The organism is Streptomyces sp. SD15, from assembly GCF_054462255.1.
The window spans coordinates 1-16,496 of the sequence record NZ_JBTLMO010000037.1; the positions used below are offsets into that span (position 1 = coordinate 1).

The 16,496-nt window shown below is 68.9% G+C and carries 19 protein-coding genes and 1 rRNA gene; 9 read left to right on the top strand and 11 right to left on the bottom strand.

All coding sequences use genetic code 11. The features are described from left to right. Positions 1-73: ribosomal RNA gene (rrf, locus tag ACX28W_RS30325) — 5S ribosomal RNA — on the top strand; the annotation flags it as partial. 244 nt (positions 74-317) lie between these two features. On the opposite strand, the gene ACX28W_RS30330 is transcribed toward rrf, so the two are convergent. The 7 genes from ACX28W_RS30330 to ACX28W_RS30360 all read right to left on the bottom strand — a co-directional run bounded on the left by ACX28W_RS30330 (position 318) and on the right by ACX28W_RS30360 (position 5,736). After that, a complete protein-coding gene (locus tag ACX28W_RS30330) occupies positions 318-740 on the bottom strand; it encodes a hypothetical protein (RefSeq protein ID WP_459002956.1) in 423 nt (140 codons plus the stop codon). Positions 741-808: 68 nt separating this feature from the next. Then, positions 809-1,378: a SigE family RNA polymerase sigma factor gene (locus ACX28W_RS30335; protein ID WP_459002957.1), complete on the bottom strand. Its 570-nt coding sequence runs from the start codon at positions 1,376-1,378 to the stop codon at positions 809-811. Between the two features lie 171 nt (positions 1,379-1,549). After that, positions 1,550-2,311, bottom strand: coding sequence for a succinate dehydrogenase iron-sulfur subunit (locus ACX28W_RS30340; RefSeq protein WP_459002959.1), 762 nt, complete (start codon positions 2,309-2,311; stop codon positions 1,550-1,552). Beyond that, on the bottom strand, positions 2,311-4,065 hold the full coding sequence (gene sdhA, locus ACX28W_RS30345) for a succinate dehydrogenase flavoprotein subunit (RefSeq protein ID WP_459002961.1): 1,755 nt from the start codon (positions 4,063-4,065) through the stop codon (positions 2,311-2,313). Before sdhA ends, ACX28W_RS30340 begins: the two co-directional genes overlap by 1 nt. A 33-nt stretch (positions 4,066-4,098) precedes the next feature. After that, positions 4,099-4,590 carry a succinate dehydrogenase hydrophobic membrane anchor subunit gene (locus ACX28W_RS30350; protein ID WP_459002962.1) on the bottom strand — a complete coding sequence of 164 codons (492 nt, stop codon included), beginning with the start codon at positions 4,588-4,590 and terminating at the stop codon, positions 4,099-4,101. Between the two features lie 5 nt (positions 4,591-4,595). After that, positions 4,596-4,976, bottom strand: coding sequence for a succinate dehydrogenase, cytochrome b556 subunit (gene sdhC / locus ACX28W_RS30355; RefSeq protein WP_369233716.1), 381 nt, complete (start codon positions 4,974-4,976; stop codon positions 4,596-4,598). A gap of 235 nt (positions 4,977-5,211) precedes the next feature. Then, a complete protein-coding gene (locus ACX28W_RS30360) occupies positions 5,212-5,736 on the bottom strand; it encodes a 2-oxo-4-hydroxy-4-carboxy-5-ureidoimidazoline decarboxylase (protein WP_459003043.1) in 525 nt (174 codons plus the stop codon). A 442-nt stretch (positions 5,737-6,178) separates the two neighbouring features. Here ACX28W_RS30360 and ACX28W_RS30365 point away from each other — a divergent pair, with 442 nt between their 5' ends. The 5 genes from ACX28W_RS30365 to ACX28W_RS30385 all read left to right on the top strand — a co-directional run bounded on the left by ACX28W_RS30365 (position 6,179) and on the right by ACX28W_RS30385 (position 10,155). Next, positions 6,179-7,765, top strand: a complete 1,587-nt coding sequence (locus ACX28W_RS30365) for a beta-N-acetylhexosaminidase (RefSeq protein WP_459002964.1) — start codon at positions 6,179-6,181, stop codon at positions 7,763-7,765. Positions 7,766-7,777: 12 nt separating this feature from the next. Then, on the top strand, positions 7,778-8,218 hold the full coding sequence (locus ACX28W_RS30370) for a DUF4328 domain-containing protein (RefSeq protein ID WP_459002966.1): 441 nt from the start codon (positions 7,778-7,780) through the stop codon (positions 8,216-8,218). 95 nt (positions 8,219-8,313) lie between these two features. Beyond that, positions 8,314-8,817, top strand: coding sequence for a hypothetical protein (locus ACX28W_RS30375; protein ID WP_459002968.1), 504 nt, complete (start codon positions 8,314-8,316; stop codon positions 8,815-8,817). 104 nt (positions 8,818-8,921) lie between these two features. After that, a complete protein-coding gene (locus ACX28W_RS30380) occupies positions 8,922-9,533 on the top strand; it encodes a hypothetical protein (RefSeq protein WP_459003044.1) in 612 nt (203 codons plus the stop codon). Positions 9,534-9,774: 241 nt separating this feature from the next. Next, positions 9,775-10,155: a hypothetical protein gene (locus ACX28W_RS30385; RefSeq protein WP_459002969.1), complete on the top strand. Its 381-nt coding sequence runs from the start codon at positions 9,775-9,777 to the stop codon at positions 10,153-10,155. Between the two features lie 66 nt (positions 10,156-10,221). On the opposite strand, the gene ACX28W_RS30390 is transcribed toward ACX28W_RS30385, so the two are convergent. Together ACX28W_RS30390 and ACX28W_RS30395 are read right to left on the bottom strand one after the other, a co-directional pair. Beyond that, positions 10,222-12,936, bottom strand: coding sequence for an FG-GAP-like repeat-containing protein (locus ACX28W_RS30390; protein WP_459002971.1), 2,715 nt, complete (start codon positions 12,934-12,936; stop codon positions 10,222-10,224). Positions 12,937-13,060: 124 nt separating this feature from the next. After that, positions 13,061-13,333 (bottom strand): hypothetical protein, encoded by a 273-nt coding sequence (locus ACX28W_RS30395; protein WP_459002973.1) that lies wholly within the window; start codon positions 13,331-13,333, stop codon positions 13,061-13,063. 297 nt (positions 13,334-13,630) lie between these two features. Between ACX28W_RS30395 and ACX28W_RS30400 the strand changes: the two genes are divergently transcribed. Further along, on the top strand, positions 13,631-14,515 hold the full coding sequence (locus tag ACX28W_RS30400; RefSeq protein WP_459002974.1) for a hypothetical protein: 885 nt from the start codon (positions 13,631-13,633) through the stop codon (positions 14,513-14,515). Positions 14,516-14,554: 39 nt separating this feature from the next. On the opposite strand, the gene ACX28W_RS30405 is transcribed toward ACX28W_RS30400, so the two are convergent. Both ACX28W_RS30405 and ACX28W_RS30410 read right to left on the bottom strand, forming a co-directional pair. Next, positions 14,555-14,941, bottom strand: coding sequence for a hypothetical protein (locus ACX28W_RS30405; RefSeq protein WP_459002976.1), 387 nt, complete (start codon positions 14,939-14,941; stop codon positions 14,555-14,557). After that, positions 14,938-15,120 carry a hypothetical protein gene (locus tag ACX28W_RS30410; protein ID WP_459002978.1) on the bottom strand — a complete coding sequence of 61 codons (183 nt, stop codon included), beginning with the start codon at positions 15,118-15,120 and terminating at the stop codon, positions 14,938-14,940. The genes ACX28W_RS30405 and ACX28W_RS30410 overlap by 4 nt, the downstream gene beginning before the upstream one ends. Positions 15,121-15,266: 146 nt before the next feature. Between ACX28W_RS30410 and ACX28W_RS30415 the strand changes: the two genes are divergently transcribed. Together ACX28W_RS30415 and ACX28W_RS30420 are read left to right on the top strand one after the other, a co-directional pair. After that, a complete protein-coding gene (locus ACX28W_RS30415; protein WP_459003045.1) occupies positions 15,267-15,656 on the top strand; it encodes a hypothetical protein in 390 nt (129 codons plus the stop codon). A 142-nt stretch (positions 15,657-15,798) separates the two neighbouring features. Then, positions 15,799-16,416 carry an RNA polymerase sigma factor gene (locus ACX28W_RS30420; protein WP_459002979.1) on the top strand — a complete coding sequence of 206 codons (618 nt, stop codon included), beginning with the start codon at positions 15,799-15,801 and terminating at the stop codon, positions 16,414-16,416. Positions 16,417-16,496: the final 80 nt, after the last annotated feature.

A 16,496-nucleotide genomic window follows, 5' to 3' on the forward strand; every position in this document is an offset into this window, starting at 1 on the left:
CCCGGAAGCTAAGCCTCACAGCGCCGATGGTACTGCAGGGGGGACCCTGTGGGAGAGTAGGACGCCGCCGAACTAATTGTAGAGAAAACCCCTGTACCGGGAATCCGGTACAGGGGTTTTCTGCGTTCAGGGTCATATGCGCTGTTGGCCAATCCGCTGCCGGGACCCTTCTCGGAAACCGCCAACACTTCGGGCCAAAGTGTTGGCGACCGTGACCCGGTTGTCGGTGGCGTCCAGGTCGAGACAGGCCCCCTCTTTCCGGCGCGACACCGGGAGACGGGGCCACAGCGACGTACGTGGGGACAGGGCGTCTCAGGTCAGTCGGCGCAGAGCGTCAGATTGACGGTGTCGCCCTTGGACACGGTCTTCGGGCTGTGGGGGTCGACCGCGGTGACCGAGCCCGGCTTGCCGTTCTTGCCGCAGTCCGTCTCGCTGACCGTGCCGAGCTTCAGCTGCAACTTCAGCAGCAGCTGCTTGCCGAAGTCCAGGCTGAGGCCCGCAAATTCGTACGTGTACTTGCTGCCGTCCACCAAGATGGTGGCGGCGTCGGCGGTGGCTGCGGCGGCAGGCTTCGGGGCGTCCGAACCGCTGGTGCCGGTGGCCAGGGCGGTGCCGCCGCCGGCCACGATGAGGGCGGCGGCGATACCGGCTATGGCCGACTTCCGCTTGCGGCGGGTCTTGCGCACTATGCCGGCGGTGTCGAAGTCCGGCGCGCCGGCGGTGTTCGCGAAGTTGTTCATGGCGTTTACCAGTTCCTCTTCGAAGGGGGTATGAGAGGTGCAGCCGGGAGGCCGCGAATCGTTCGAGGTCATCGGGTTCCTTCCGTGGGCTGCCGTGGTGAAGGGCCGGAGAGTGCGGGGAACTGGCTTCTCAGCTTTTCGATTCCGCGTGCGAGCTGGGACCGTACGGTGCTCGGTGAGATCCTCAGGTCGGCTGCGATCTCGGCATCGGACAGATCGTGGAAATAACGCAGTACCACGACCGTGCGCATACGCATCGGCAGACGCTGCAGGGCGCGGACCAACTGGTCCCTGCTGTCTATGCGCCCGTACTCGTCCCCCGGAGCTGCCCTGTCGCCGCTGTCCTGCTGCGGAACCATGCGGCGGAACCTCCGCCACCGGTCGTTGGCCAGGTTCACCATGATGCGCCGGACGTAGGCGTCCGGAGCGTCCTTGGTGCTGATCGTGCGCCACTTGCGGCAGGCCCGCTCCAAGGTTTCCTGGACCAGGTCCTCCGCCGCCTCGCGGTTACCCGTCAAGACGAGGGCGCCGCGGAACAACGCCGCTGACCGGGCGTCGACGAAGCTGTGGAAATCGACCTTCGACGACTCGGACCCGCTGAGGTCGGTGCCCAGTTTCCACTCGGTTGCCAGATCCACACGCTCCTCCCTTCCTGTCACCCCTCCTCGACGTGGAAGCCCTCTCGTCTGCTGCACGGCCACCATGTGAGCTGGGTCATAGGGCGAGGTTCAAGGGCCACCGGGCCCGCACGGACGAGGGCCCCGTTCCCACCCGGGAACGGGGCCCTCGTACACGTACAAGCAAGAAGATCAGAAGCGGCGCGTGATCAGCGCCCTCTTCACTTCCTGGATCGCCTTCGTGACCTCGATGCCGCGCGGGCAGGCGTCCGTGCAGTTGAAGGTCGTGCGGCAACGCCACACGCCGTCCTTGTCGTTGAGGATTTCGAGGCGCTGCTCGCCCGCTTCGTCACGGCTGTCGAAGATGAAGCGGTGGGCGTTGACGATGGCCGCCGGGCCGAAGTACTGGCCGTCGTTCCAGAAGACCGGGCAGGACGACGTGCACGCCGCGCACAGGATGCACTTGGTCGTGTCGTCGAAGCGCTCGCGGTCCTCGGCGGTCTGGAGTCGCTCGCGGGTGGGCTCGTTCGTGTCCTTGGTGATCAGGAACGGCATCACGTCGCGGTATGCCTGGAAGAACGGGTCCATGTCGACGACCAGGTCCTTCAGGACGGTCAGACCCTTTATGGGCTCGACCGTGATCGGCTTCTCAGGGTTGATGTCCTTGATCAGCGTCTTGCAGGCCAGGCGGTTCTTGCCGTTGATCCGCATGGCGTCCGAGCCGCAGATGCCGTGCGCGCAGGAGCGGCGGAAGGTGAGGGTTCCGTCGACATCCCATTTGATCTTGTGCAGGCCGTCGAGGACGCGCTCCTTGGGGTCGATCTCCAGCTGGAAGTCTTCCCACGTCGCCTCGGCCGAGACCTCCGGGTTGAAGCGGCGGACTCGGAACGTGACCGTGATGTAGGGAGAGGCCGCGGACTCCGCCTCGACCTTGTCCAGAACAGGGGTAGCCATCAGTACTTACGCTCCATCGGCTGGTAGCGGGTCTGGACGACCGGCTTGTAGTCGAGACGGATGGACTCGGTGCCGTCGTCGCCGACCTCGCGGTACGCCATGGTGTGGCGCATGAAGTTGACGTCGTCGCGGTTCGGGTAGTCCTCGCGGTAGTGACCGCCGCGGGACTCCTTGCGGGCGAGGGCAGAGACCGCCATGACCTCGGCCAGGTCCAGGAGGTTGCCGAGCTCAATGGCCTCCAGGAGGTCCGTGTTGAACCGCTTGCCCTTGTCCTGGATCGAGACGTTCCGGTAGCGCTCGCGCAGCTCGGCGATCTTCTCGACCGCGGTCTTGATCGTCTGCTCGGTGCGGAACACCATCACGTTGGCGTCCATGCACTCCTGCAGCTCCAGGCGCAGGGTCGAGACCCGCTCCGTGCCGGTGGAGTTGCGCAGGTTCTCGACCTGGGAGACGACCTGCGACGCGGGGTCCTCGGGCAGCTCGACGTAGTCGGCCTTGGCCGAGTACTCGGCGGCCGCGATACCCGCACGACGTCCGAAGACGTTGATGTCGAGCAGCGAGTTGGTGCCCAGGCGGTTCGCGCCGTGCACCGACACACACGCGACCTCGCCGGCCGCGTACAGGCCCGGGACGACCGTCGTGTTGTCCGACAGGACCTCACCCTGGACGTTCGTCGGGATGCCGCCCATCGCGTAGTGCGCGGTGGGCTGGATCGGGATCGGGTCCGTGTACGGCTCGATGCCCAGGTAGGTGCGCGCGAACTCCGTGATGTCGGGCAGCTTGGCGTCCAGCTGCTCCGGCGGGAGGTGGGTGAGGTCGAGGTAGACGTGGTCGCCCTCGGGGCCGCAGCCACGGCCTTCGCGGATCTCCGTGTAGATGGAACGCGATACGACGTCACGGGACGCGAGGTCCTTCATGACCGGCGCGTACTTCTCCATGAAGCGCTCGCCGTCCTTGTTGCGGAGGATGCCGCCCTCACCGCGGGCGCCCTCCGTCAGCAGGATGCCCATGCGCCAGATGCCGGTCGGGTGGAACTGGAAGAACTCCATGTCCTCCAGCGGCAGTCCACGGCGGTAGACCGCCGCCTGGCCGTCACCCGTCAACGTGTGCGCGTTGGACGTCACCTTGAAGAACTTGCCGGTGCCGCCGGACGCGTAGATCACGGCCTTCGCCTGGAAGACGTGGATCTCGCCTGTCGCGAGTTCGTACGCCACCACACCGGCCGACTTCTTGACGCCGTCGACCTCGGTGATCAGCTGGTCGAGGACGTAGAACTCGTTGTAGAACTCCACGCCCTCCTTCACGCAGTTCTGATACAGCGTCTGGAGGATCATGTGGCCCGTGCGGTCGGCCGCGTAGCAGGAGCGGCGCACCGGCGCCTCACCGTGGTTGCGGCTGTGACCGCCGAAGCGGCGCTGGTCGATCGTCCCGTTGGGCGTCCGGTTGAACGGCAGGCCCATCTTCTCCAGGTCGAGGACCGAGTCGATGGCCTCCTTCGCCAGGATCTCGGCGGCGTCCTGGTCGACCAGGTAGTCACCGCCCTTGACCGTGTCGAAGGTGTGCCACTCCCAGTTGTCCTCCTCCACGTTGGCCAGCGCGGCGGCCATGCCGCCCTGCGCGGCGCCCGTGTGGGAGCGGGTGGGGTAGAGCTTCGTCAGCACGGCGGTGCGGCTGCGCTTCGTCGCCTCGATGGCGGCGCGCATGCCGGCGCCGCCGGCGCCGACGATGACTGTGTCGTACTTGTGGATCTTCATGAGTGCTTTTCTCAGTCCCTCAGTCCCGTGCGCCTAGCGGATGTTCGGGTCGAAGGTGAAGATCACCAGCGTGCCCAGCAGGATCGTGAACACCGTGGCGGTGTAGAGCAGGCCCTTCAGCCACAGCCGCGTGTTCGGGCGCTCCGCGTAGTCGTTGATGACCGTGCGCAGGCCGTTGGCGCCATGCAGCATCGCCAGCCACAGCATCAACAGGTCCCAGGTCTGCCACCAGGGGGACGCCCAGCGGCCTGCGACGAACGCGAAGCCGATCTTGGAGACGCCGCCGTCGAGGACGAGCTGGATGAGCAGGTGGCCGATGACCAGGACGACCAGGACGATGCCGGACAGGCGCATGAAGAGCCAGCCGTACATCTCGAAGTTGCCGCGGGTCGACTTCGGGGTCTTCTTGGTGCGCTTGCGCGGGGCCTCGATGAGCGGCGCCGGGTTGTCGACGCCGTACGCCGAGAACGCGCCCGCGCCCTCGACGGGGCCGATGCCGGAAGCGGCGGTCTCTGTAGTGGACATCTGCGTCAGCTCCCGAATACTTCGCGGAATGCGTGACCGAGGACGGGGTACAGCGCCCCGGCCATCAGCACGACCCAGATACCGACGACGGACCAGAGCATCTGCTTCTGGTAGCGCGGGCCCTTCGACCAGAAGTCGACGGCGATGACACGCAGGCCGTTGAGCGCGTGGAAGAGGATGGCGGCGACGAGGCCGTACTCCAGCAGCGCGACGATCGGCGTCTTGTACGTGGCTACGACCTTGTCGTAGTCCTCGGGGGATACACGAACGAGAGCGGTGTCCAGCACGTGTACGAACAGGAAGAAGAAAATGAGGACGCCGGTGACTCGATGAGCCACCCAGGACCACATTCCTTCCCGGCCGCGGTACAGCGTTCCAGCCGGCACGGAAGACCCTCCGGGAGCGGGGATTGGGGCCGCGCCGGCTTCTGTGTCGGTGGGCCCGGCCGGGTACGGTCCACCGGCCCTGGCCATCGTAGCGACGAGTTGTCGGAACGCTTACAGCGGCCCTATCTATGTGATCAAACTGGCAATCAATCAGGCACGTTCGGGCTATTGCGGGGGATTGTCGGGTGCGGGTTGTTTGTGGCTGATCGCGCCCATGCGGCGGGGCCGCACCATGTCACTGCCCCAGGCCCTGAAGGGGCGCGTAGTGCTGGACCAGGCGGGACAGGCGGCCCCTGGCCAGGCGGCGGAGTTCGTCCGCCGTGATGGTCCGTTCCTCCTCCGGATCGTTTGTCAATCGTGATCGGATGGCGGCGAGTACCCGGTCGAGGGTTTCCGTCGGGGGCATGTCGTCCAGGCAGATGACGAACACGTGTCCGAAACGGCTCTCGTACGCGGCGTGCGCGGCGCTCAGTGCGGTGTGGGCGGCGGAGTACCCGCCGTCGGGGAGCAGCGTGAGTGACTCGCCGGCCAGGGCCTCGGCGAGGTCGGCGGCGGTCAGGTCGTACGCCGCCTCGTCGGCCGCGGCGAGCAGTGCGTCCAGGTCCGGGTAGGGGCGGTGGTCGGCGAGCCGGTGGGCCCAGCGCAGGCTGCGGCAGCAGGTGAGGAGGGCGGCCTCGACGGCTTCGGCGGACGCGGAGTTGAACGGCTCCAGGCGGACCGGGGACGGCGGCGCGCTCTTCTGCTCGGACAACTCGGGCAGGTCGAGCCGGCCGGGGAGACGTGGGAGACGGTGCGAAGGCAGCGTGGGTCCTCGGCGATGGATGGAGGTGTGGGTTCTCGGAGATGGGATGAAGATGGAAAGCGGTGACGTCACTCGGATGCCACATGTGTGTCGGCTGGGAAAGAAGTGAGAGTTGTGCCACCACGCTATCGACCGTTGACGGGAGCTGTCCGACGGATGCCCGAATTTCACCCGACCGGGAGAGTTTCGGTACGTGTAGTGGACGGTTGAAGTGGAGATGGGGGCTGGAGTTTCCCCGAGAGGTGTACGACGTGACGTGTATGACGTGACGTGTATGACGTGACGTGTATGACGTGACGTGTATGACGTGACGTGTACGACGTGAGGTGCGCGACGTGAGGGGCGTGATGCGGTGAACAGGGGTAGGCGACGGGCGCCGATGCAAGAGAGGCGGCGGCCGGTGCTGGTCGTGACGGGTGTCGCCGTGGCGGGTGCCCTCGCGGCGACCGTCTCGCTCTGGCCCGCCGGCGGCAGCGGCGAGGCGACGGGGGCCGGTGTGCTGCCGGGCAGGACGTCCAGCCCGGCGGCGTCGGCGCTCGCTCCGTCTCCCTCGCCGACCCGGACGTACCCGCTGTCCCAGACCCCCCGCACGATTCCCGCCGTACGCGAGCACACTCCCGCCCGCGGGCCCGGCTGGCGTCCCGCCACGGGCGCCCGCGTGGTCGTGGGCGACGGTGACCTCGCCGACGAGGGGCGGCTGCTCGCCGGCGAGCTGAAGCTGTCGTACGCCGGAGAGACACAGGCCCGGGACGGGGACGTCGAGCTGGGCCTGAACGACACGGACGCCGACCCGGAGTCGTACACCCTGACCGTGAAGAACCGCCGGGTCACCATCACGGCCCCCGGCGAGGCGGGTGTCTTCTACGGCACCCGCACCCTCAAGCAGGAGGTGCGGGGCGGCGGCACGGCGTCCGAGGGTGTCGTACGTGACCAGCCCGCGAAGCCGCGGCGCGGGCTCATGCTCGACATCGCGCGCAAGCACTTCACGGCGGCCTGGATCGAGGACCGGATCCGGGAGCTGGGTGATCTGAAGTTCAACGAGCTGGGCCTGCACTTCTCCGACGACCAGGGCTTCCGTATCGCGTCGACCACGCACCCGGAGATCGTGTCGAAGGAGCACCTCAGCAAGGCGGAGGTGACGCGGATCATCGAGCTCGCGAAGAGCCGGCACATCACCGTCGTCCCCGAGATCGACTCGCCGGGGCACCTGGGCGCGGTGATCGCCGCGCACCCCGACCTTCAGCTGCGCAACGTCTCGGGGGTGGCCACCCGCGGCGCCATCGACATCTCCAAGCCCGCGGCGGCGGACCTCGTCGACGACCTGCTGAACGAGTACGCGGGACTGTTCCCCGGCTCGCAGTGGCATCTGGGCGGCGACGAGTACCAGGCGCTGACGGTGGCGAACCCGGAGGCCTCCTATCCGCAGTTGGCCACCGCGGCCAAGAACGCCTACGGCGCGGGCGCGGGCGTCGCCGATCTGGCGACCGGCTGGCTCAACGGCCGCGCCGAGGTGATCCGCGGGCACGACCGGACGATGCGGGCCTGGAACGACGGGTTCTTCCGCGGGGGCACGGTGCAGGCGGACGGCGACCTGCAAGTCGCGTACTGGACCGGCAAGGAGCTGGGCGCGCGGCCGCCCGTCGAATATCTGAGCGCGGGCCGCAAGGTACTCAACTACAACGACGAGTTCCTCTACTACGTCCTCGGCGAGCCGCAGACCTTCGTCTACCCGACCGGACAGCGCATCTACGAACAGTGGACCCCGCTCGTCCTGCGCGGCACCACCCCGGTTGCCGCGACGTACAACGACCAGATCCTCGGCGGGACCTTCGCCGTCTGGTGCGACCGTTCGGGTGCGCAGACCCAGGACCAGGTGGCGGCGGGGATCAGGATGCCGCTGCGGGCGACGGTCCAGAAGCTGTGGGATCCGGGGCGGCCGGCGCTGTCCTGGGCGGACTTCAAGAGCTTGGCGGACCGACTGGGCTGAACGCAGACGTCCGTGCTCGTCGCGGCCATCGTCGTCTACCTGATCTGGTTCCAGCGGGTACGGGTCAACGCCGAGGTATTCAACCCGTTCGGGCACAGCAAGAAGCGCGGCTGGGCGGTCGGGGGATGGTTCGTGCCGGTGGTGAACCTCTGGTTTCCGCGCCGGATCATGCTGGACATCTGGGACGCGAGCAGCCCCGCGGGTCGCGGTCGGCACGGGCTCGTCAACGCCTGGTGGACGCTGTGGATCATCTCGCTGGCCGCCGACCGGGCCGGGGTCACCGCGTACCGCAAGGCCGAAACGGCCCAGGAGATCCACGACGCCGTCAGTCAGGTGATGTTCGCGGACGCCCTCGACCTCGCGGCCGCCGTGCTCGCGAGCCTCGTGGTCCTGCGGCTGGCCCGGATGCAGAACGAGAAGGCCCTGCGCGGCCCGGTCCCCGCGGCCGTCTGAAGCGCGCCGATTCGCCCGATTCGCTGGCCAACCCTCCTGCCCCTGTGGTGTATTCGGCCCGAGCCGTACCGAGACAGACACCAGGGGGAACCGCCATGGGCTACTGGGGGTACTACGTCGTCGGCAGAAGCGAGCGGCCGCTGGCCGAGCTGGACGCGCTGGCCGACGCGGACGGAATGGTGCTGCGGACGACGGCACCCGACGGCTGGCAGGTGTGGGAGTACCCGAGCGGCGACGGCGACGTCGGCAGCATGAACACCCTGGCCGGGGAGACCGGCGCGCCCGCGCTCTTCGGGTACGTCATGGACAGCGACTGCGTGGTCGTCGAGGCGGCGGCGCCCGAGAGCGGGACCTGGACGACGTGTCTGGCGCGGGCCGCGATGGCCGGGTACCTCGGGGCGGGCGAGCAGGGGCTCACCGTCGACGACTACTTCCTGGAGCCGTCCGACGCCGCCGAGCGGGCCGTCACCTGGGCCGCGGAGGCCGGGCGCACGGTGGTCGCGGGCCCGCTGCTCGAGGTGCTGACCGCGGACGCCGACCCGTTGGCTGAAAACCTCTTGTTCCGGTTCCTGGACCGGCTCGGCGTCGTGCCCCTGTGAGCTCCTGTGACACTCCCGGTCTGTCGCACGCAGTAAGGGGAAGTGCGGGCTCCGTGAGAAACAGGCGCCCTGTCCTGGTGTTCGAGGAGTTCGAGGGAGGCGCGATGAGCCTGGTGGACCTGATCGCTCAGGCCGACGAGCGTGGTCTGGCGGCGAGCGGACTGGCTTGTTTGGATCGGTGCGTTCCCTTGCTGGGCGGCGATGACGACGATGTTTTGCGGCCTCTGTGGACGAGCCTGGTGGATGGGGAGGCGTGGGGGGAGCGGGTCGCGAAGGCGCGGGCGGATCTGGGCGAGCCGGGGGGCGCCGACCCTGACTGTGACTCCGGCTCCGATCTCGGCTCCGGCCCCGGCCCCGGTGCCTCGCCCGACGACCAAGCCGCCTTCCTCGTCCGCCGCATGCTCGCGACCGTTCCGGTCGAGTCCTCCGCCGATGCCTTGCGGGCGTGGGCCGACGCCTGTTCCGTGGCGGCCCTGCGGATCCACGAGCTCCTCGACATCGCCGCCGACGGCACGTCCTCGGTGGCGGCCCGCCGCGAGGGCCGTACGGACGGCATGTCACCGCTCGTCGCCGCCGAACTGCGGCGCCAGATCGCCATCCTGGAGCTGCTCGCGGACCGAGGCGCGGGTGGGCTGCGGCATGTCCTGGGCCAGTCGACGGAGGGGCGGCGGGTGCTGCGGGCGGTGGTGTCGCGCCGGGCACGGGGGCGGGCGTAGACAGCGCCGGCGCCTCGCCCGGTACGGCGTCTCCCACTTTGTACCGCCGCGCCTCGCCGGTATGGCGTTCTGCGGGTCCTGTCGCCAACACCCCTCCGGTACGGCGCCCTCCGCGTCGTAAACCCGTCGCCTGCGAGAGTCCTGTGCCCGTCCTGCGGGCGCCGCGGGGCGATCCCGCGCCGGTGTCGGGGAGTCGTCGGACGGGCGTGACGAATTCTGTTCGGAGGGCGCTCTTCCGAGTGTGAACGCAACTCAAGCAACCCGGCCCCAAGCTGCGACGAAGCCCATCCGCTGGGCGGCGGACGCGGTCGCGACGATGCGTGAGGGCGCCCGGCTGCGCCTCGACTACTCCGCGCAGAGTCTGTGGCGTGTCGACCGGCTGATCGAGGAGATACGCCGGGAGGGAGCGCCGTACGCCGCCGTCGAGACGGTGCTGCGCGGCTTCGGGGCGTACGGCGGTGAGGTCGTCGCCCGGTACACGGGCGCGGAGTGGTGGGAGACGGGCGGCGATCATTGGATCCGTACGCCCGACGGGCGACTGTGGGACCCGATCGCCGAGGCCCGCCGCTGCTACGCGGGCGACGGGTCGCTGCGGCTGCTGTGCCGGGAGGCCACGCGTTGAGCCCGCGACTCGACCGTCGACGACTGTCCGCGGCGGCGGGAGCGTCCGCCGCCGCGGAGGTCGTACCTACGGTGTGACCACCTGACCGAGGTGGGCGCCCGTCGGCGTACCCAGCGGGGTCCTGCCCAGGATCGCCGCCGTGGACAGGCCGAGGCCGGTGCTGTTGGTCGGGACGTACAGGAGGATGCCGTTGCCCGCGTCCTCGCCCTCGGCGCCGAGTGTGAGGTCGGCGCGGCCGTAGCCGGACAGGTCGGTGAGTGAGACGGCCGAGCCCAGCTTGTCGTTGGTCTCCGTGGAGCCGGGGACGCCGGCGGTGTCCTGCGAGACGGCGACCGCGCCGGAGCCGGTGAGGCCGGCGGAGGTGCCCTTGACGAGGGTCACCGTGCCGGCGTTGGCGCGGTTGACGCCGTCGCGGGTGAGGTCCTCGTTCGGGGCGCCCGTGAGGACGTCCGCGTAGCCGTCGGCGTTGTAGTCGCCGATCGAGACCGAGATGCCGAAGGCGTCGCCGGACTCGTCGCTGCCCGGAACGCCGGTCGTGTCCTGGTGGATGGTGGTCATTCCGGTGGTGGTGAAGCCGGTCGCGGTGCCCGGGACCATGGTGACCTGGCCGCCTGCCTTGCCGCCGGACTCGGTGGCGTACGGCTGGCCGATGACGATGTCGTCGTAGCCGTTTCCGTTCACGTCGCCCGCGGCGATCGAGCGGCCGCCCCTGACGCTGATGACGGACACCTTCGTCAGGCCGGACGCGCCGCCCTTGAACCAGGTGACGCGGCCGATGCCGCCCGCGTCACGGTAGTTGAGGGCCACGTCCGCGTAGCCGTCCCGGTTGAAGTCGCCGGTCGCGGCATCGGCGTACGCGATCGAGCTCGTCGAGGTGGTGAGGGTGCCGGTCTGCGTTGCGCCGCCGGTCAGGCGGGCGTTCCAGTTGCCGCCCCTGCCGGTGCCCGCGGCGAACACGTCCGCCTTGCCGTCGGCGTTGAAGTCGGCGACCGCAACGGTCGCGCCGAGCTTGGCCCCGGCTGCTGTCACCGTCGAAGTGGCGTATGAAAAGCCGGAGTTGAGGGCGGGGCCGTACAGGACGGTGACCGAGCCGCGGTCGGTGTTGCCGGTGGTGTCGTCCTCGCCGGGGGAGCCGACCGCGAGGTCCGCGTAGCCGTCGCCGTTGACGTCGCCCCAGGCGGTGGCGGCGCCGAAGCTGTCGCCCGCCTCGGAGGAGCCGGGGACGCCGGCGCTGTTCTGCGTGAGCGTTCGCTTCGAGGCCGTGACCGGGCCGTCGAGGCCACCGGGGACCACGGTGACGATGCCGGCGCCGGCTTTTGGCGTACCGGCGGCGAGGTCGCTGATGCCGTCGCGGTTGTAGTCGGTCGTGGCGAGGGCGTGCGAGACGCCGGGGAGCTTGGCCAGGGTGGCGATCTGGGGGAGCTTCTTGTAGAGGTTGACGCCGGGGCAGGCCGTGTTGTTGGTGTCACGGTGGCCGAGGACGCGTGGCAGTGTGATCGACTGCCCCTTCGCGACCTTGTTGCCGTCGACCCCGGCATCGACGCCGGACGTCAGCGTCACCTTGCCGGTCGGGTCGATGCCGTACATCCCGAACTTCCAGGCGACGATCCGGGCGATGGCGTCGAGGCCGGCCCGGCTCGGCTGGGCGCTCTCGTAGTTGCCGAGGTACGAGATGCCGACCGTGTTCGTGTTGAAGCCGACGTCGTGCGCGCCGACCACGGGCAGGTCCATGCCGCCGCTGCGGCCCTCGAAGGTCTGGCCGCACCTGTCGACAAGGAAGTTGTAGCCGATGTCGTAGTAGCCGCGGGAGATGTGCTCCTGCTGGATGGTGCGCAGGCGGGCGCGGGACTGCGCGCAGGAGAGTTTGTTGTCGCTGTCGACGCCGGTGTGGTGGATGACGGCTGCCTTGATCTCGGTGCCGTAGGAGGGTGTGCCGTCGTAGGCGGCGGAGGCGCCCCATTGGGACTGGGTGATGATCGGGGGCTTGATGACCGTTGAGGGGCGGGGCGCCGGGACGGTGTTGGTGGGGGTGGGGGACGGCGTCGGGGAGGCGGTGTCCGTCGGGGTCGGGGGCGTCGAGGCCGTCGGAGTCACCGTGTCCGTCGGGGTTGTCGAGTCCGTGGGCGTACTCGTACCCGTACCCGTGTCCGTCGGAGTCGCTGAGTCCGTGGGTGTCGCCGAGTCGCTCGCCGCGGGTGTGGTCTCCTCCGCCGGGTAGGCGTACGCGGCGGGCTCGGCCTGCGCCGTGGAGGCGCCCGTCGGACCGCTACCCGGATCGGTACCCGGGTCGAGCAGCCTGACGTCCATCCCGGACGGCTGCCCCTTCGCCTCGGTGCCGTCCGCGCCGACCACCCGCACCTCGACGCCGTCCGCGTCGCCGGTCCACAGGGACGCGGTGCCGCCGCGTGTCCCGGCGTGCTCGGCCTCCTCGCCGTCGGCCGAGAACGGGTCGTCCGGAAGCTTCTGCCATGCCGACCAATCGCCGCTCTCCCGCTCGCGGTAGCGCACCTCGGGCGTGCCTTTCGGCTCCACGTCCGGGTTGCTCCAGGTCAGCATCACGGCGCTGAACCGGTCGGTGCCCTGCTTGTCCAGGCCCTTGCGGCCGGCGCCCTCGTCCTTGAGCTTCACGGTGTGGACGGCTGGCTTGCGGGAACCGGCGGCCTTGTCGTCGTCGGGTGCCGACGGATTCGCCGCGGCGTACGTGACGGCCCCCGCGCCTCCCAGCACGACCGCACCGATCGTCAGCCATGCTCTCCGCTTCAGACTCAGCGGCCTGTACACATGGTTCGTCCTGCGACTCAACTGCTCCACCCCTAGAAAAGTTCAACCACCCTGGAAAGGGCTACGAAAAGCCCACCCGTCACAGGGGTGGCCCGCTTACCAAGCGCACAGAGACCACAAAGCGTCACCACAGGCCGCATGGACTGTGTCGCCACAGGGCCGCATCGCCCACGTCGCTCCGTGGGCAGCTCCCCTGACAAGTGGCGTGGCCGAACCTCCCGGAAGCGGTGGCCATCTGCCCATGCCGGCCGCGGATCGCGAGCGTGCAGCCGGCCTGCCCGCCCCGTTCGCCGAGCGTGACGGTCACGACGGGCGGCCTGCCGAGCGGCACCTCGACGGTCTTCTTCCACGGCAGCGCGACGCCCTTGGCGTACCTGCGTGGGTACGACCGGCTCACGGTATGTCCGCAGGTACGACGAGGGACGTGTGGCCCAAGTGTGGAGAGCCCTGTCGCCCGTGATCCGTCCCGGCAAGCCGAAGCAATTCAGCGAGGAAGCGGGTAATCCGCCGCTGCCCGTGGTGTACAAGGACGCCACACAGGGGCGGGGATCTGCAAAGTCCGACTAGCTCGCCCGACCACGGTCGCCGGCCGAATGTCTGTAACGGCCTTTGCCCTGAATGTCCGTACGATCGCGACCGCGTCCCGCGCTCCGGTATAACCGGGCCCCTTCATAGGGAACGGGAGATCCTGGGTATGAGAGCTCGCTTCGGATGCGCGGCGTTGGTCGGTGTACCGCTGTCGTGGTTGCTGGTCGGCTGTTCTGCCGGTGGCGGGGCGGGAGAGTCGCCGAATGTGGTGGATTCGGCGGTCAAGGCGACTCCTGACGCGAAGAAGGAGCGACAGTTCGCGGCGCCGAAGACACCGGAGGAATTTCTGGATCGTGCCCGGGAGGCAATGGCGGCCGAGGGCGGGTGGGCCTTCGAGGTGAAGGGGGAGGAGGGGCTTGTGCTGCAGGGGCAGGAGAGTGCCGCTTCCTATACGTCCACGGTGCGCCGAACCGAGGATCCCGAAGCCCTTCACTCGACGGGGACCGTCGTCAGCAAGGGGGTGGGGAAGCCTGAAGAGGTCTTTGTCGTCGGGGGAGTTGGCTATGTGAAGGAGGGAGGGGCGGGCGCCGTATGGAAGAAGGGGCCCCTCTCCGATCCGGACATCGCCAACAAGGTGGAGGACCCTGTGGACGCCCTTGAGGCGTTCGAGAGTTACGCCGAGGCGAGTGAAGGGGCCGTTGCGGTGGTGGAAGCGGGTGGCGAGGTACGGCTTCAAGTGGGCGTTGACTCACAGCCGTTGGCTGAGGTCGAAGACCGTCCCGCGGTCGAGAAGGCGGTACGAGAACTGGAACCGACCCTCACGCAACTGCGGAAGTCCGGGGTCACTGCGGGCAAGGATCAGATTCTGCTGAACCGGCTCGACGAGGTGCTGGTCCTCGATGCCAAGACCTTCCGGATCATCTCCCACCGCTTCGAGTGCAGCTTCCTGATCCCCTACCAGGGGCAAAGCATCACCTACAGCCAAAATGTTCGGGAGGAGAACCGGGGGGTGTTCGACGGGGACATCCGGCTTCCGGCGGGCGTCAGTTGAGCGACCTTGATTCGGCGTTCCGCTGGTGTTCCGTAACGGTCATCGCTCGCCGCGGAAGCTTTTGTACTCGTCGTTCATCAGATCCCAGAACGACCTGTGACGGACGGCGCCGGGGAGCCGGCGGGCGAGGTACCAGGCCTCCCACTCGCCTGGCAGGATCCGCTCGATGTCATGAGTCGTGTTGAGCCAGTTGTCGCTGGTCAGCAGGAACTGCCGACAGCTGGGCGGAAGCGCGGTGCCCAGGCGGTCCTCGAGCGCTCTGACCTCCTCAGCGGGCGCCCCTGCCGTACCCAGCCAGTGCGCCCTGCGAACCTTGTCGGGAAACGGCTCGGCCCGCTCCTGCTCATGCAGGACCGGATCGAGCCACTCATCACTCCAGCGCTGCAGCAGGTTCCTCCACGCGTAGGACGGACCCGGCGCATTCACCTGTCGGCGCTCTTGAGGGTGCCGGTGGCGCGGAGGGCGTCGTCGAGGGTGGCGTCCGCGTCGGCCAGGCGGGCGGCGGTGAGGGTGGGTGGCACTGTGCCCTCGTTCAGGAGGGTGGGCGGGACCTCGTTCGCGACGATCGCGAGGGGTAAAGGGTTGTGCCGAACCAGTAACTCCATGCCATGACCTTTGTCACTCCGGTCACGCGTGACGTTCGACGCCCGCGTTCCGCTTGGTCAGGTGGACCGGTGCGTGACCGCGCCCCGGGTGCAGGGGGACGAGGGGGCGGGGGCTCGTGGCGGAGCGGACGTCGGTCGATGTGTGGATGCGGCAGCATGCGGCGCAGTTCGTGCGGCAGATCACGGCGCGGAACCGGGTGCCGCTGGACTACTCCGTGAACAGTCTGCGGGTCGTCGACTTCATTGTGGACGGGCTGCGGAAGGGGGAGCCCGAGCGCGGCAGCGTCGAGCATGTGCTGTTCGGGCTCGGCGCGTACACGGGTGAGGTGCTGGTGCGGCGGGCCGGGGCGCGATGGGTCGAATTCGATGCCGGGCAGCGGGAGTTGTTCGGTCAGCCCGTCGGGGTGCGGATGTCCGACGGGCGGGTGTGGAACCCGCTCGGCAAGGTCGTGAAGCGGTTCGAGGCGGGGGAGCGGGAATCCGTACGGACCTTGTATCTGCAACTGCACGGGCGGGCGTCCCGGCAGATCGCCTGAGGTACGAGTGAGGCGGAGGGGTGGCTGATGTGCTGTGACATTTCTGTGGGAGCCGACGCTGATGACCATGGGGGCGTCGACACGGCCCGACTGTGTCGAACGGCGTGAGATTCGGGCGAACTCGGTACGAACGAGGACAGTGTTGGGCCAGCGAGGGGAACCCCGCCGCGTGCAGGCGTACGACGGGGACCTGGGCATCGCCGTCGCGCGGGCGCAGGACGGTGACGAGGCTGCCTTCGCGGTCGCGTACCGGCTCGTGCAGCCCGGACTGCTCGGGTATCTGCGGGGGATCGTCGGTGATGACGCGGAGGACGTGGCGTCCGACGCCTGGCTGGAGATCGCCCGGGATCTGGGCCGGTTCAAGGGGGATGGCGCAGGCTTCCGCGGCTGGACCGCGACCATCGCCCGGCACCGGGCGCTCGACCATCTGCGACGCCTGAAGGTGCGGCCGCGGGCGACCGCGCTCGAGCAGGACGTACTGGAGCTGCCCGGTACGCACAGCACGGACGACCAGGCGCTGGAGACCCTCGCCACTCAGGACGCCCTGGAACTGGTTGCCCGGCTGCCCCGCGACCAGGCCGAGGCCGTACTGCTGAGGGTGGTCGTCGGCCTGGACGGGCCCGCCGCCGCGCGCGTCCTCGGCAAGCGCCCGGGCGCGGTGCGTACCGCCGCCCACCGCGGCCTGAAGCGCCTCGCGCGGCAGCTCGGCGTCGAGGGTGTGACGGATGAGGCACCGCGGACGCTGGGGGAGTCGGGATGAGCGGCAAGAAGTCGGCGGGCAGGTCGAGTGGGTCGGGCAAGCCGAGTAGGTCGGGCAAGTCGAGCAAGCCGAGGACGTCG

Coding starts and splice junctions, on each gene's coding strand:
- ACX28W_RS30330 (WP_459002956.1), bottom strand. CDS start 740: ATGAACAACTTCGCGAACACCGCCGGCGCGCCGGACTTCGACACCGCC.
- ACX28W_RS30340 (WP_459002959.1), bottom strand. CDS start 2,311: ATGGCTACCCCTGTTCTGGACAAGGTCGAGGCGGAGTCCGCGGCCTCT.
- sdhA (WP_459002961.1), bottom strand. CDS start 4,065: ATGAAGATCCACAAGTACGACACAGTCATCGTCGGCGCCGGCGGCGCC.
- ACX28W_RS30350 (WP_459002962.1), bottom strand. CDS start 4,590: ATGTCCACTACAGAGACCGCCGCTTCCGGCATCGGCCCCGTCGAGGGC.
- ACX28W_RS30375 (WP_459002968.1), top strand. CDS start 8,314: ATGGGCTACTGGGGGTACTACGTCGTCGGCAGAAGCGAGCGGCCGCTG.
- ACX28W_RS30380 (WP_459003044.1), top strand. CDS start 8,922: ATGAGCCTGGTGGACCTGATCGCTCAGGCCGACGAGCGTGGTCTGGCG.
- ACX28W_RS30400 (WP_459002974.1), top strand. CDS start 13,631: ATGAGAGCTCGCTTCGGATGCGCGGCGTTGGTCGGTGTACCGCTGTCG.
- ACX28W_RS30410 (WP_459002978.1), bottom strand. CDS start 15,120: ATGGAGTTACTGGTTCGGCACAACCCTTTACCCCTCGCGATCGTCGCG.
- ACX28W_RS30415 (WP_459003045.1), top strand. CDS start 15,267: ATGCGGCAGCATGCGGCGCAGTTCGTGCGGCAGATCACGGCGCGGAAC.